Annotated in this window: 19 protein-coding genes; 7 read left to right on the top strand and 12 right to left on the bottom strand. The window is 37.8% G+C overall.

Features of this window, described 5'->3' with window-relative positions:
- Nucleotides 1-62: 62 nt before the first annotated feature.
- The 3 genes from CRO56_RS17510 to CRO56_RS17500 are packed head-to-tail and all read right to left on the bottom strand — an operon-like array spanning nucleotide 63 to nucleotide 2629.
- Nucleotides 63-845 carry an ABC transporter permease gene (locus CRO56_RS17510; protein ID WP_179714334.1) on the bottom strand — a complete coding sequence of 261 codons (783 nt, stop codon included), beginning with the start codon at nucleotides 843-845 and terminating at the stop codon, nucleotides 63-65.
- A gap of 6 nt (nucleotides 846-851) precedes the next feature.
- Nucleotides 852-1655, bottom strand: a complete 804-nt coding sequence (locus CRO56_RS17505) for an ABC transporter permease (RefSeq protein WP_097159922.1) — start codon at nucleotides 1653-1655, stop codon at nucleotides 852-854.
- Nucleotides 1652-2629 (bottom strand): ABC transporter ATP-binding protein, encoded by a 978-nt coding sequence (locus CRO56_RS17500; RefSeq protein WP_097159921.1) that lies wholly within the window; start codon nucleotides 2627-2629, stop codon nucleotides 1652-1654. The genes CRO56_RS17505 and CRO56_RS17500 overlap by 4 nt, the downstream gene beginning before the upstream one ends.
- Before the next feature lie 176 nt (nucleotides 2630-2805).
- Between CRO56_RS17500 and CRO56_RS22980 the strand changes: the two genes are divergently transcribed.
- Entirely contained in the window at nucleotides 2806-2967 is a 162-nt protein-coding gene (locus CRO56_RS22980) for a hypothetical protein (RefSeq protein WP_179714333.1), read from the top strand.
- 7 nt (nucleotides 2968-2974) lie between these two features.
- Here CRO56_RS22980 and CRO56_RS17495 read toward each other — a convergent pair whose 3' ends face one another.
- The 6 genes from CRO56_RS17495 to CRO56_RS17470 form a co-directional block, all read right to left on the bottom strand.
- Nucleotides 2975-3748: a serine/threonine protein kinase gene (locus CRO56_RS17495; RefSeq protein ID WP_245855959.1), complete on the bottom strand. Its 774-nt coding sequence runs from the start codon at nucleotides 3746-3748 to the stop codon at nucleotides 2975-2977.
- 448 nt (nucleotides 3749-4196) lie between these two features.
- The gene (locus tag CRO56_RS17490) at nucleotides 4197-6074 is read right to left on the bottom strand and encodes a PTS fructose transporter subunit IIABC (RefSeq protein WP_097159920.1); all 1878 of its coding nucleotides are present in this window, start codon (nucleotides 6072-6074) and stop codon (nucleotides 4197-4199) included.
- 12 nt (nucleotides 6075-6086) lie between these two features.
- The gene (gene pfkB / locus CRO56_RS17485) at nucleotides 6087-7004 is read right to left on the bottom strand and encodes a 1-phosphofructokinase (protein WP_097159919.1); all 918 of its coding nucleotides are present in this window, start codon (nucleotides 7002-7004) and stop codon (nucleotides 6087-6089) included.
- Entirely contained in the window at nucleotides 7001-7753 is a 753-nt protein-coding gene (locus CRO56_RS17480; RefSeq protein ID WP_097159918.1) for a DeoR/GlpR family DNA-binding transcription regulator, read from the bottom strand. Before CRO56_RS17480 ends, pfkB begins: the two co-directional genes overlap by 4 nt.
- 243 nt (nucleotides 7754-7996) lie before the next feature.
- Complete coding sequence (locus CRO56_RS17475) at nucleotides 7997-8386, bottom strand: VOC family protein (protein ID WP_097159917.1); 390 nt, start codon at nucleotides 8384-8386, stop codon at nucleotides 7997-7999.
- A 150-nt stretch (nucleotides 8387-8536) separates the two neighbouring features.
- Nucleotides 8537-9220: an RNA polymerase sigma factor gene (locus CRO56_RS17470; protein WP_097159916.1), complete on the bottom strand. Its 684-nt coding sequence runs from the start codon at nucleotides 9218-9220 to the stop codon at nucleotides 8537-8539.
- Nucleotides 9221-9392: 172 nt separating this feature from the next.
- On the opposite strand from CRO56_RS17470, the gene CRO56_RS17465 reads away from it, so the two are divergent.
- On the top strand, nucleotides 9393-10082 hold the full coding sequence (locus CRO56_RS17465; RefSeq protein WP_097159915.1) for a YjjG family noncanonical pyrimidine nucleotidase: 690 nt from the start codon (nucleotides 9393-9395) through the stop codon (nucleotides 10080-10082).
- Between the two features lie 218 nt (nucleotides 10083-10300).
- Entirely contained in the window at nucleotides 10301-10888 is a 588-nt protein-coding gene (locus CRO56_RS17460) for a YdhK family protein (protein ID WP_097159914.1), read from the top strand.
- Nucleotides 10889-10967: 79 nt separating this feature from the next.
- Here CRO56_RS17460 and CRO56_RS17455 read toward each other — a convergent pair whose 3' ends face one another.
- Both CRO56_RS17455 and CRO56_RS17450 read right to left on the bottom strand, forming a co-directional pair.
- On the bottom strand, nucleotides 10968-11342 hold the full coding sequence (locus tag CRO56_RS17455) for a hypothetical protein (RefSeq protein WP_097159913.1): 375 nt from the start codon (nucleotides 11340-11342) through the stop codon (nucleotides 10968-10970).
- Nucleotides 11343-11723 (bottom strand): DUF4383 domain-containing protein, encoded by a 381-nt coding sequence (locus tag CRO56_RS17450; protein ID WP_179714332.1) that lies wholly within the window; start codon nucleotides 11721-11723, stop codon nucleotides 11343-11345. It lies immediately after the preceding gene.
- A gap of 319 nt (nucleotides 11724-12042) precedes the next feature.
- On the opposite strand from CRO56_RS17450, the gene CRO56_RS17445 reads away from it, so the two are divergent.
- From CRO56_RS17445 to CRO56_RS17430, 4 genes are all read left to right on the top strand, one after another.
- The gene (locus CRO56_RS17445; protein ID WP_097159911.1) at nucleotides 12043-12516 is read left to right on the top strand and encodes a DinB family protein; all 474 of its coding nucleotides are present in this window, start codon (nucleotides 12043-12045) and stop codon (nucleotides 12514-12516) included.
- A 208-nt stretch (nucleotides 12517-12724) separates the two neighbouring features.
- Entirely contained in the window at nucleotides 12725-13420 is a 696-nt protein-coding gene (locus tag CRO56_RS17440; RefSeq protein ID WP_097159910.1) for an NAD(P)H-dependent oxidoreductase, read from the top strand.
- A 21-nt stretch (nucleotides 13421-13441) separates the two neighbouring features.
- Nucleotides 13442-13624 carry a hypothetical protein gene (locus tag CRO56_RS17435; RefSeq protein WP_097159909.1) on the top strand — a complete coding sequence of 61 codons (183 nt, stop codon included), beginning with the start codon at nucleotides 13442-13444 and terminating at the stop codon, nucleotides 13622-13624.
- A 38-nt stretch (nucleotides 13625-13662) separates the two neighbouring features.
- On the top strand, nucleotides 13663-14118 hold the full coding sequence (locus CRO56_RS17430; RefSeq protein WP_097159908.1) for a GNAT family N-acetyltransferase: 456 nt from the start codon (nucleotides 13663-13665) through the stop codon (nucleotides 14116-14118).
- A gap of 139 nt (nucleotides 14119-14257) precedes the next feature.
- On the opposite strand, the gene CRO56_RS17425 is transcribed toward CRO56_RS17430, so the two are convergent.
- Nucleotides 14258-14827: an NADPH-dependent FMN reductase gene (locus CRO56_RS17425; protein WP_097159907.1), complete on the bottom strand. Its 570-nt coding sequence runs from the start codon at nucleotides 14825-14827 to the stop codon at nucleotides 14258-14260.
- Nucleotides 14828-14839 lie beyond the last annotated feature (12 nt).

Raw genomic sequence — 14839 nt, 5'->3', positions numbered from 1 at the left:
GCACTTTCCCAACTGCCTTTCTAGCTATTGATTTTGATATACCCTATCTTTATATTAATATATCATGACCCCGTTGACCGATAATGTTTTACTCCATGATGCCATATAAAAAGACACGGAATAATAAATAAGCTTCCTAAAAGGGGAGTAAACGGATAAAGCATATCATTCCCCTCCGTTTTGCCGAGAAGGTATAGAAGCGGAATATAGTTGACCGTGCCGAAAGGGATGACATAGGTGAAAAATTTCCCAATCCACTTCTGATAAATATTGAGCGGATATTGTGCCATCTCCCTCCCGCCATCGGTAAAGATGTTAGTTACCTCTAATCCTTGAATCGTCCAAAAACATAAGGTGGCAGCCAGAATGTAGATTCCTGTAAATATCATCATCCCGCTTAACACCATAAACATTAGAGTCGGTCCCTTCATTAAGCTCCAATCAATGGATAAATTGGCTAAAGCCCAAATCAAGACAATAATGCTTTGCGCTAACCTTCCAACTCTCGTAAACTCAAATTTCGATCCTAAAACTTGGATAACAGTACTCCTGGGACGAACAAGCACCCGGTCAAACTCTCCATTGACCACTAAGCTTGAGAACGAATCAAACCCGCGCGCAAAGCACTCACTAATCGAAAAGGCCATATGAATAATCGCAAAGCAAAGTGCCACCTCGAAAAATTGCCAGCCTTTAATTTGTCCAAACTGCTCAAATAAAAAATAGAGTCCTGCGAAAACTGAAAAGGGAATAAAAAATTGACCCAGAGATAACAGCCAGAAGGAGGTTCGATATTGCATTTGCGACTTAAACAAAATTTGTAAGTAATAAAAATACAGACTCACTTGATGCTATCCTCCTTGTACGACAACCCGTTTTAGTACTTTTTGCATCCACACCCTGCCAAAGATGAGCAGAACCACAAGCCAGATCACCTGAAACATTATTCCCTGGATAGCTTTACCTTGGGGAATATGTCCCGAATAGACGCGGAAAGGAAAATCAGCCGTAAAGTGAAAAGGCAGCGCATAGGCAATATTTTGAAGCCAGTCGGGCATGAGCGGGAGCGGGATAATTAAACCTGCAAAAAATTCCCCGGCAACGCCTAACACTAACAATGAACCAACTGGAGACATCGTGATGAAAACAGATATGTAAATAATCATAGAAATGGCGACAATTAGAAGCAGCCCAAATGTGACAGATAATATAAATAATAGACCGGTTGTCAGACTGGGAGGAAGGGTCATGTTGTATGGCTTTGGCAGTAAAAAGGCGACAATTAAAATGGGAAAACAGCGAAGGAAAGCACTCGATAAACGCTGCGCTAAAAGCTTGGCGTACCAGAATGCATATAAATCAGACGGGCGGCATAGCTCATAGGCAATATTTCCGCTCGTAATCAGCTGAAATAACTCTTGATCCCGAAACCATAATGCAATAAAGGCAAGCAATGATTGCTGCAGCCAGATATAGGTGATAATTTCTTTCAAGGACATCGGCGGAGACACAAACGCATTTTCATAAAACGCCTCAAAAATCATAATATACATAAAACCCCAGAAAAATTGGGTCGCCACTCCAGCAAGGGCTGCTGCCCGATACTGTAACCCAATCAGGAGACGAAGCTTTAAGACAGAGTAGTAAATATTCATATTTGATACTCCTTATAAAGCTCTACAATCATTTCCTCAATCGGTCTTGTTTCAATAGCCACATCCATGATAGCAAGCTTTTGCGACAATTGGGCCATTATATCTGAGGTAGGATGGATGCTTGTATCCACACTTAAGACTGCGCGATGTGGTGACCAAGAGAGTAGAGTCGCACCTTGAATTTCAAAGGGCTTCTGATTTTCCTGATAGTCTACCGTAATGGTCTTATTCTTACCGAAGCGTTTACGTAATGTTTCTAAACTGCCATCATATAATAACGTTCCTTTTCCTATTAAAATCACCCGGTCAGCTAGGGCTTCAATATCACTCATATCATGAGTCGTCAGGATTACCGTTACCTCTTTTTCCTTATTTATTTTTTTAATAAACTCACGAACCGCTATTTTTGAAACGGCATCGAGTCCGATTGTCGGTTCATCTAAAAATAAAATCTTAGGACTGTGCAGCAGAGATGCAGCAATCTCGCATCGCATTCGCTGTCCTAAGCTGAGCTGTCTGACAGGAGAATGGATAAATCCCTCCAGTTCTAGCGTTTCAACCAGCAAGTCTAAATTATATTTATACTCTCCCTCTGGCACCTTATAAATTTCACGCAGCAACTCATACGAATCGATAACTGGAACATCCCACCATAACTGCGACCGTTGCCCAAAAACAACTCCAATACTCCTTACATACTGGACCCGATCCTTCCATGGAGTATAGCCCATAATCGTACAACTTCCCGAATCCGGCATCAGGATTCCGCTCATAATCTTAATGGTTGTCGATTTCCCCGCTCCATTTGGACCAATGTAACCTACAACTTCGCCCGGTTCGATTGAAAATGAAATATCATTAAGTGCGGGAATAATGGTGTGTTCCCTGTAAATAAGCGATTTGGCTGCCTGAAGCAGTCCGGAAGTCCGCTTGGCGACCTTATATGTCTTGCTAATTCCTTCTAAACGGATCAACTTCTCCCCTCCCTTTTCATAGAACAAGAGAAAATAGTACCACCAAAATTTAACATCTGTCAATCATTTTTTGTATTTTAAAAATAAAAATATGGGTTCATTCAATATACATATCATTATGGTTTGATCTCAATCTGTGTTAGACTTAAAAAAATCCAGATGAAATGAGGGTACACATGTTTAAAAAAATATTGAAACAGCTTAAACAACTGTCTCGTGACAGCAGCGAAAGAAGACATGGTCATTATCATCGAGGAAGCAGCAGTCATCGAGGGTATAAACGATACCCAATGAGCGGAAGCGACCGCTATAAAAGAAAAGGCAGAAGCAGCAGTTAATGTTCGTTTACATGGCTTTAAGTGCATCCTGAAGGTCGGCTAATATTTCACAACTATTTAAGTATGGATCTTTAATCCCTAATAGCCTTTTTAGTAGAAAAACCGTTTCTTTTTCTAATGAAAGTTCTTCCGTCCAAGGAAGGGCTTTTTTCTTTTCGGAGGAGTACGTCGTATAAAGCATAAATAAAAGTATTTCCCCAAGATCATAGTAGTCCTGCTGCTTGAGCTCTTGCATTTTTTGTTGATTCGACTCATTCAATACTTGCTTAGATAAACCAAAATCGATTAAATATGGATGATTGTTTTGCATAATAATATTGGGAATTCGGAGATCTTGATGGTAAATGCTATTGAAATGCAGTTCATTTACGATTTCCAGCAGCTCAGTAAGAATAAGCAGAGACTCTTTTTCTTTAAAGGTTTTCTTCTTTTCAAAAATCAGATCTTCGAGATTGTCCCCTTCTATAAAACTCATTACATAAAAGTAGTTCCCATTACTCGAAAAAGTTTCGTAAACACTGGGCACATGTAAATGGTTTAGGGAGCGCAGAACCTTAATTTCATTCTCAAACAGTGCTAATTCCCTTCTTTTATTTCGTTTACTTGGCCTAAGCTGTTTAATGATTTTATTCTCTAAGGTCTTTAAATCTTTACAAAGATAAACAATGCCGTAGCTGCCTGTTCCTAGAACTCTTAAAACCTCATAACGATCATTTAAAGTTGACCCTGTTTCATTGGGTATATCTACAAAAAACTGATACAATTTTCGAATTGAACGCAAAACAAAACTCTCCTCACCTTTTAGTTACGCTATTATATCAAAATTAATCTTTATTTAGATGGTATTATAATTAGGATTTTAGCTGTAGAGACCGATTTTGACTGATAGGGCAGGTTTTTGACTCATAGAACCTAGTTTATACTTATAAAACAGGATTTTAACCCGTAGAAATCTACTTTGACTGATAGAATATCAGATTTGACCGATAGAATCGATTATTTGACCGATAGACACCTGATTTTGACCCATAGAACAGGATTTTGAATCGTAAAAAACGATTTTGACCGATGGAACTATATTTTAACCGATAGATCCTCTGCCATTCACCTTAAAAACAGAATATTTGCCGAGTTCCACCAAAAATACAGGTCCGTAAATCCGACAAAATATAACCCCGAAACAAAAGTAAAGACACAGCTCTATCTAAAGTTGTGTCTCTACTAATAATCTATTTAACTTCCTTTTTTAAAACCCCTAACAGGATAGCCGTAATGACTGCTCCTATTAAGATTGCGAGCACGTATAAGAATGGGTTCCCTTCTATGAGAGGTATAACAAATATGCCGCCGTGAGGGGCTGGTAATCCAATTTCGAAAAGCATAGATAGGGCACCTGCTACTGCTGAACCTATAACAATTGAAGGAATCACACGACCTGGGTCAGCTGCCGCAAAAGGAATCGCTCCCTCCGTGATAAACGATGCACCCATAATATAATTCGTTTTTCCTGCTTCCCGTTCTTGCTTTGTGAATTTTCTGCGGAAGAATGTTGTTGCTAATGCAATTCCTAGCGGCGGAACCATTCCTCCGGCCATAATCGCCGCATGTGGTGTTAAAACCCCATCTGCAATCATTGCGATACCGAATGTATAGGCAGCTTTGTTAATCGGACCGCCCATATCAATCGCCATCATACCACCAAGAATCAATCCTAGTATGACTGCATTGGTTGTTCCCATACCTGCCAGCCATTCGCCTAGTGCCGTGTTAAATGCTGCTACCGGCTTATCCACTACAAAAAACATCACCATACCGGAAATAAATATAGCCAAGACTGGGTAAAGCAAAATGGTCTTAATACCTTCTAATGATTGCGGTAAGCCTTGCAATGCTTTTTTAAGGAGAATCACGACATATCCCGCTAGAAAACCTGCAATCAAACCACCTAAAAACCCAGATCCGCCTTGCGCTGCCATGAAACCGCCGACCATACCTGGAGCTAACCCCGGCCGGTCCGCTATACTCATCGCAATAAACCCTGCGAGAACCGGAATCATGAGCCCAAATGCGTTACCGCCGCCAATCGTATTTAATGCCTCAGCGAACCGGTTATAATTTTCATCACCTGGCACATGAGAAGTAATACCAAAAATAAATCCGATAGCGATTAAAATACCTCCGCCTACAACGAATGGAAGCATGTGTGATACCCCATTCATCAGGTGCTTATAAAATGCATTTTGATTAGTTGAAGTTTCTCCAGCTGGTTCATCTTGTGACTTGCCATCTCCGCCTTTATAAATCGGAGCATTTTCACTAAGCGCTTTCTCAATTAATTCCTGAGGTCTGCGGATTCCATCAGCCACTCCCGCCTGGATAACCTTTTTCCCTTTAAAGCGATCCATATCTACCTTTGTATCAGCTGCAACAATAATGGCATCCGCATCCTTTATTTCGCCAGCTGTTAAGACATTTTTTGCACCGCCTGAACCACGCGTCTCGACCTTTATTTCGATTCCTAATTCATTAGCCTTTGCCTTTAATGCATCAGCCGCCATATACGTATGAGCAATTCCTGTTGGGCAAGCCGTTACGGCAAGAATTTTCCTGCCATTCATCCCTTCAAAATCCCCGCTCTCTTCAGCTAACCTTTCCTTTTCTTTTTCGTCTATCGCTGTGAGGACATCCTCGGCCGTTTTTGCATCCAGCAACTGCTGTCTAAACGATAGATCCATAAGCATTGAAGATAACCTGGCCAGCGTCTCTAAATGATCACTGTTTGCGCCTTCACTGGCAGCAATCATAAAAAACAAGTGGCTTGGCTGATTATCTAGAGCTTCATAGTCCACTCCCGCCTTCGATCTTCCAAATGCGATCGAAGGCACTTTAACAGCACTGGTTTTTGCATGTGGGATTGCGATCCCCTCACCAATGCCTGTTGTGCTTTGAGCTTCTCTCGCCAAGATTTCCTCTTTAAATTTCTCTTTATCTGCTAATCTCCCAGCTGAATCAAGGACATCAGCTAATTCGTCAATAACGGCCAGTTTTGTACTAGACTTTAAATCTAAAAGAATCGTATCTTTCTTTAACAATTCAGTAATCTTCATCCTTTTGCCCCCTTATTGTAATATTTCAATCTCTACTTGCGGGAATATGTTTTCAACTTCATCTTTTTTACATAAATCCATTGAAAAGGCTGTAGCAGTTCCAGACGCAACCCCATAACGAAATGCTTCCATAACGTCCCTATTATTCAAATAAGAAGCAAGGAAACCTGCAACAGTAGAATCACCTGCACCAACAGAGCTTCTAACATCACCTTTGGGTACTTTTGCATAGGCCCGCATTTCATGATTGATAAAAATAGCTCCATTTCCTCCCATTGAAACGATGACATTTTCTGCACCGCTTTCCACTAATTCTTTTCCAGCCTTTATCACTTCCTCTTTAGAATTGATTTCTATTCCAAGCAATTCACCCAGTTCATATTGGTTTGGCTTGATTAAAAACGGCCGATATTTTAAAAGATCCAGTAAAGAAGAATCGGAAATATCTACAATAAAAGGTACTTCTTTTTTCATGCAGATTTTTGCTATCTCTTCATAGATATTGTTAGAAACTGAAGAAGGGATACTGCCCGAAATGATCAAATAATCATGTTTGGTCAAGCTATTCATCTTTAATAAAAATTCATCTTCTGCTTCTTTGGAAATATAAGCCCCATTCCCATTAATCTCTGTTTCTTCTAAATTAGTTTTTATTTTGACATTAATTCTTGTTGGTTCATTGTGCTCGATAAAATCGAAAAGTACTCCCTTCTTTTTTAGGCAGTCTTTTAAAAAATCTCCTGTAAAACCGCCAACAAATCCCAGCGCTATATTTTGGATATCTAAGTTCTTTAAAACTAATGAAACATTGATTCCTTTCCCTCCCGGATAAAAGGCTGTCTTCTCCGGGCGGTTTAACATCCCTATGTGTAATTCATTGGCTTCGATTTTATAATCGATAGATGGATTTAACGTACATGTATAAATCATTCTGTAACTACCTCGATGTTTGTTTTTTTCCGAAACTCTTCAATAGTTTCAGGGTCTGTCTCATTTGTTATAATGGTTGCCTCTTCTAAATCTGCCACTTTCGAAAAAGTAACTTCGTGAAATTTGGTTTGATCCGCAAGAACAAATACATTTTGACCCAAGTTAATGGCCATCGCTTTTACAGCTGCCTCTTCCGGATCAGGCGTAGTATAGCCGTAATCAATATGGATCCCATTAACTCCTAAGAAAGTTTTATCAAATCTATATTTACTTAAACTATCAATTGCACCATGGCCAATAAGTGCTCTTGTTTTTTGCTTTATACATCCGCCAACCAGATAGGTATTAATATTCTTAGCTAACAGCTGCTCCAAATGAGTTAATCCATTCGTTACGACCGTTAGGTCCTGAGCAGAAATGTAATGGATCATTTGATTGATTGTAGTGCCTGCATCCAAATAGATACAATCCCCATCTTTTATCAACGTAGCTGCATACTTTGCAATCTGGTCTTTCTCTTCCAGATTTTTCGTTAACTTTTCATCAATACTTAGCTCTTCTTTCTTCTGATTTAATAAAGAAGCGCCTCCATGTACACGTTTTAACTTTTTCTTTCTCTCCAATTGACTTAAATCACGCCGAATCGTTGACTCTGAAGAAGACAGAACTTCAACTAATTCCTGGATTCTTACTATTTTTTTTGCCTCTAGCAGCTCTAGAATAATCCGATGTCTTTCTTCCGTTAGCATCGTATTTCCTCCTAAGATTAATTAACTGCTTACAAAACAGTCAATTTCATTCACTCTTTTGTTTACCTCTAAATATTATTAATTTATTGATGCGGAACTTTTCTTTGACACAATAATAACTTAAGCGTTTTCATAAATCAATCAATTTCTTTCATTTTCAATCATTTATAATCAATATATTTCATTTCGATTAAATTTAGACTTCATATTAATAAAAAAATGCTGAAAATGGCTAAGCCAAATTCAGCGTTTTTCGTAATCATCTTTATCCACTATTACTCCAAACTTATTCCCATCAAGATCATAAAAATCGAACCCTGCGATTGGACCGTGATCTTCTATTTTTGTAACGTCTACACCCTTGTTTTGCAACTTTTTATGATAAGCTTCTAAATCATTAGTTGTAAAATTAAAATAAGGGTTTTGATATTTAGGGTTAGCAGTAAATTCCATCGGCTGTTTCTTTTCCACCTTAACTAGGGTCAAATATTGCCTCTCGGTTTTAAAATAAAAATCAGCTCCCGTGTTTTCTGGCCATGTTCCTACGTGTTCCAACTCTAGTTTATCTTTATACCACTCTATTGATTTTTCAACATCAATAACAGGTATAAACACAGCTCCAATTTTTATCATTAAATTTCCTCCTTCTCCAAATCATAAAAATGAATAAAGTTACACCAAATCTTGTTTTTAATTTTTGCCCCCATAGAATTCTCCTTTCTAAATAGTCAGTCACAATATAAACGTCAAAATACGCAAAAAAGAAACATAAAAATCAACTTTTTAATTTGAAACCATTAATATATTTCCTTCAGGGTCTGTAAAGGTAAAAAATATGCGATTTGCTGCTTTCTTACGCTCCACTTGCACACCAATCGATTGAAGTGCTTTATATGCCTCCACAATGGCAAAGGGCTCTTGAGTCCGAATCGCATCAGAAAATTCACAAATTAGCCTGTGAATATTGATTTCATTAGCTTTTTGGTTAACTTGATGTTTTACATCCCGTTCTACATTTGCCAACTTCAGCCTTGCCCTCCGCACCGCTGTCTTAACAGCCCCTTCATTCATATCACCAAGCATGTCAGCTGTCTCTTTCGCTGTAAATTGGAATACATCAACGAGCAGAATAATCGCTGCACTTTTCGGAGGTAAATGGTGAACCAAGCTTTCGATTGATTCTCTTATATGTAATGATGTTTTATCTTCAAGAGAATGAAGACCCTCATCAAATAATTCAACATTGATTTTATTTTTACGACAATAATCAATCCAGGTATTAGTAGCGATACGAAAGAGATACGCTTTTGAAATGTTGGCCTGTTCCAGATTCGAAAACCGATTTAGTACTTTAATAATCGTTTCTTGCAGCAAATCCTCACCATCCCACCTTGTTCCTGTTAACATTGAACAATATCGATATAAGTCATAATAGTGAGGAATCGTTTGTGAAGCATTTTGAGCCATTTTTTTACCCCGTTTCCCATGTATTCTTTAAGTCCATCTGATAATAAACTATACAAGTATATTTGAATAGAATAAAAGAAAATCCTCTAATATTTCAAAGCTCAATATGAAAAAGTTGATGTTATTTAAAGTTTGCTATACTAGAAGAAAATAGAGAACGGAGAGGTGCCCCATGAAAAAATACCAAACTTTATTTTTTGATTTAGACGATACTTTACTTGATTTTAACGCCGCGGAAAACACAGCCTTACAATCCCTTTTCAAGGATCAAAATTTACAGTTAACTCCTGAAATCAAAGTAGATTATCAAAAAATAAACCAATCACTTTGGAAAGCCTATGAAGATGGAAAAATAGATCGGGATGAAGTCGTGAATACCCGCTTTTCCCTTTTATTTAAAGAGCACGGTATAGAGATAGATGGGGCTTTGATAGAAACAAACTATCGCCGATACTTAGAAGAGGGCCATCAGCTGATAGACGGGGCACTCGAGTTAATCTCAAAACTACAAGATCACTATGATTTATTCGTTGTAACGAATGGAGTTTCCCAAACTCAATATAAACGTCTTAAAAATTCAGGACTGCATCCATTATTTAAAGATAATTTTGTTTCAGAGGATACCGGCTATCAAAAGCCTATGAAGCAGTTTTTTGATTATGTATTTGCACGAATTCCTGATTTTTCTGCAGAACAGGGTTTAATCATTGGTGATTCCTTAAGTTCGGATATAAAAGGCGGATATTTAGCCGGTCTGGATACGTGCTGGTTTAATCCAATGAGAAAGCCGAACCATACTGATATGATTCCCACCTATGAAATCAAGGAACTCCCTGAGTTATATCAGATTCTAGAGTTTTAAAAATTCAAAAAAGCGTTATACCTTATTATTACAGATTTATAACGCTTATTTAATTTAAAATTTTAAAGTAAAATTCAATTTACCCCCATAAAGGATAAAAAAACAGTAAATGGGTAAACAGATTATTGCAGCTATATTTTAGTCCTTTTCAAGTTTCTCCATATTTTCTGCACATTTTCTTTATATGCTATTTTCAAACGACAAAGGAGGTAATCTATATGTTAAAAAACGTAGCCAGACTATCATTTATGATTGCTCTGCTCTTATTCCTTGGAGCTTGTGCGAACACCGATGATGAAAGTATGGACCAAGGGGATATGGAAAACTCGGAGGAAAGTGAAGGAACTAATCATGGTGACCATGGCGATATGAACCATTCCAGCTCGGGAGAAGTTCCTGAAGGTTTACAAGAAGCCGAAAATCCAGCCTATGAGGTGGGAAGCCAGGCAATTCTCGAGACTGATCATATGGAAGGTATGAGGGGTGCCACTGCAACAATTGTTGGTGTCTATGATACAACCGTCTATGCTGTCTCTTACACTCCTACTACTGGCGGTGAAAGAGTTGAAAATCATAAATGGGTCATTCATGAAGAGCTTCAAGATGCTGGCGAGGAACCATTTAAACCTGGAGATGAAGTAGTTCTTAAAGCTAGCCATATGGAGGGAATGGAAGGGGCTACAGCCGTCATTGATTCTGCCGAGCAAATGGCGGTATATATGGTCGATTACACACCTGCTACTGGCGGAGAAGAAGTGAAAAACCATAAATGGGTAACTGAAAGTGAACTTTCACCTGTTGAGTAAATTTTATGAACACGAAAAGGGTTTATCCTGCAATGGATAAGCCCTTTTTATACAAGGACTGTTGCTTACTTTTTCCCTACTATTTCACCCTTCTCAGAATTATAGATATACACCATAGATGCACCAACAGAAGAATAACAATCCCAACTGCCCACCAGAGAGTAAAATCTGAAAAAACTGAAGCAAAGATCATGCCATATGCCAAGCCGATTATGATTAAAACTGCACTAAATGTTTTCGAATCTTTATACTGAAGGATTTCTTTTCTGCTTCCCCATATTCCTAACACTAAAATCAGCCAACCTAAGATAACCAATAAGATCCCTAAACTATCTACCATCCCAGGTCCATGTGCCTTACTAAAGGTGATTAAGCGCGGGCCCGTATCAGGTAAGGATATGAAGTATATACCAATTCCAGATAATAAGACCCATAATATAATCCTTGTTACCATTCATTTTTCCTCCCTGTTTTTCCTTTCTCCCAGTGTTAAGTAAACTGCGAAAGACAACAAACCTACTAAAATATGAAAAACATTATCAGCTACTCCGAGTGGAATCAAACCAAAAGGATTCGGCCAGAACCATCCGATTAAACCTAGGCTAGTATAAAACAAACTAAAACCCAATAAAAATTTTCGAGAGTTTACAAATTTACTTTCCCCAAAACTAGAAAGAATCCCGATTATTCCTATTAAGCCATGAAGGCCATTATGAACTAAATCGTCTGTTTCACCTTTATAAAGTTTTAGAAAAATACCGAAGCTGGCCTGAACAATAAACAATATAGAAATCAAGCGGACATACAACAAACTTATTTTTCGTTTCATACTCATGTTATTCCTCCTAAAGTCCATTACTTCTATAATAAAATTAAAAATTTTCAGAATTTATATTTCACTATAAAAATTATACTTTATTATATGTCTATAAGCCTAGGGTTATAGAACTATAAATTAAAAACCCCAAACATCTCCCTGACCGCCATTTAGTGCAGTTTGTGCAGAAATTTACTATGCGAAAAGGCTGATAGGAAAAATGAAGATGTCGACTGCTTTTTATATTTTGTTAAATAAATATATGTACCTTTGGCAGGAGGAAAAATTTCTCATATAGAATATATATTCCTTGTTATAAAAAGGGGGAAATAAGGATATGGAAAAACGGCACGACCTTTTATTTACACAACTGGAGACCTACCGAAGCCATATTTTAGACGTTTTAAGCAGTATTACGGAAGAGGAAGCCGAGGGTGTTCCACAAGGATTTAATAATAACATCCGCTGGAATATGGGGCATATTTACCTTGATCAGTATTTATGGATCCACGCCTTAACGAAAGACACTGATGTGCCAAAAGAGTATAATACATGGTTTGGATTCAGTACATCCCCAGCTAACTTCACGTCAGAAACACCTACATTCGCTGAGTTAAAAGAACTGTTAAGAAAACAGCCCACTCATATAAAAGAAATGTATGGAGACCGACTAGAGGTAGAATATCCTCCTACAGAAATGGGGATGCACACAATGGAACAAGTTTTAATTCGGACGATCTTTCATGAAGGCATGCACTTACAAACAATTCTAGATATATTAAAGTGTTTGAAAGTTAACTCTCTGAAATAAAAATATAACCGGCTGGCAAGCTAACAGTCGGTTTTTCCATGTTTAATCATTGTATCGAACATGTTCAATTACTTCCTTCGATCACGATTATTGTGGTAGTGTAAAGGTAAAAATGAATGTGATAGACTTGAATTGATCAAGAGAACAAGCAAAAACATCCTGTCACTATTAACCAGGATGTTTTTTAGGATTACAAGGAGGTCCAAACTTGAAAACCTTATTGATTGTATCCCATCCAAATCTCATAGATTCCGGCAGTCAGCAGTATTTTTTGAGTTCTATAAAGAACCGTGAAGATGTAACGATACATCATTTAGAAGGTGTTTACCCTGACTGGAACATTGATGTGCCCAGTGAACAAGAATTATTAAAACAACATGATCGGATTCTTTTCCAGTTTCCTTTTTACTGGTACAGCTCACCACCCCTTTTAAAACATTGGCAGGACGTTGTGTTAGAAGAAGGATTTGCGTATGGGACAAGAGGAAAGGCTTTAACCGGAAAACAATTTGGCTTAGTCTTAATGATTGGTGTTCAGGAAAGAGATTACCAGGCAGGCGGTGATGAGCAATTTACGATCAGTGAATTAACTAGACCTTTTCAAGCAATGGCTCATAAAACTGGCATGATCTATCTCAGACCATTTACGATTTTCCAATTTGCTTATATGGAAGAAGATCAAAAAATGGATACCTTAATTCAATACTGGCAGATGCTTACGATGGAAAACAACAACAGCTTACCGACAAGAGAAAAATGGCTGATTGAACAATTAAAACAAGCTCAAACCACTTTACAATCTAATGATGCTAATACATTAAACTATACAATCGAACTAATAGAAGAGAACCGGGAGCATATTGACGGTCTAAAAGTTGTGTTAGATCAAATGTATCATCGGTAATGAATGGAGGTACTATGATCAATGGAAAAAGAGGCATGGATTCTGCAAGAATTACAGCGTATTTATGACAATACCAGTAACTATAATGTTCGTACTCTCATGAAAGCCGCACAGGATATCATAGAAGAACAGAGAAAGCGAATTGACCAAATGGAAGGAGAAATGGAGGGAACCATTTGGAGTCCGAGAAGATGGGGTGAGTGAACATTCACCACATAAACTATTCTATGGGGGAATATATGATGCAAATTAAAGTAGATGATTTAACAGGAACCGAAATCGCTGAATTGTTAAATGAGCATCTCGCTAATATGAGGATGATTTCTCCGCCTGAAAGTGTCCATGCACTAGATCTTGAGAAATTAAGAAGACCAGAAATTACATTTTGGAGCGTATGGGAAGGAAATCAATTAGTTGGATGCGGGGCATTGAAAGAGCTTGATCGTTACCATGGAGAGGTCAAATCAATGCGGACGGCTTCGGCCCATTTAAGAAAAGGGATTGCCAGGCAAATGCTTCAGCATATCTTAGAAGAAGCGAAACGTAGAGGCTATCAGCGGGTAAGTTTGGAAACAGGATCCATGGAAGCTTTTGAACCGGCAAGAAAGCTGTATGTAAGCTTCGGATTCCAATATTGTGAACCGTTTGCGGATTATAAAGAGGATCCAAATAGTGTATTTATGACGATGGAAATATGAGAATCTGTGAAAGTGAGTGCTATTATTATGCATTCACTTTCTTTATTTCCGAAAAACATCAAAATGTTTTTTCTTAAACCAAGAATAGAAGAAAAAGCACGAATTAACATTCCGTGCTTTTCCTTCTATTCTAAGTTAATTATTTTATGTATGATTTATTATTTAGTTTCTCCATATAATTTATTAATTGGTTAGTAAAAGCAGCTATACGGTTATTTATATCACTTGAATTAATCATATAGGTTTCTCCTTGTAAAGTAAAATCACTTTTACAAGCTGCAATTTGCATGGGAATAGCTAATCCCAGCAAACCCCGAACTACAATTCGCAAATGATCTAAAGGTTGAGTACTCCTGATTCCCCCACCATTTGCAACAAGACCCACGGGTTTACCATTGAAGTTATCCATATTTAATATATCCAATGCATTTTTTAAAATACCAGAATAAGAATTATGATAGTTTGGTGACCCAAGAACAAAAGAATCAGCTTCTATGGTAAGTTGTACAAATTCTTTTACTACTGGATCTGGATTTCTTTCGGGATGATGATGATAATATGGATCAACAAAAGGAAGAGGTCTTTCCTGCAAATCCCATATAGTAATTTGACAACCTTTTTTTTGCAGCTGTGACCCTACCTCTTTAACTAAGGCGGTAGTATGTGCAGGTTTAGCTGGACTTCCAGATATCAACAATACTTTAAACACGATATAACCTCT

The sequence above is a fragment of the Bacillus oleivorans genome (assembly GCF_900207585.1).
Taxonomy (GTDB): domain Bacteria; phylum Bacillota; class Bacilli; order Bacillales; family JC228; genus Bacillus_BF; species Bacillus_BF oleivorans.
Note: the sequence above shows the minus strand (reverse complement) of the source record. Positions and strands in the feature narration are given on the sequence as shown.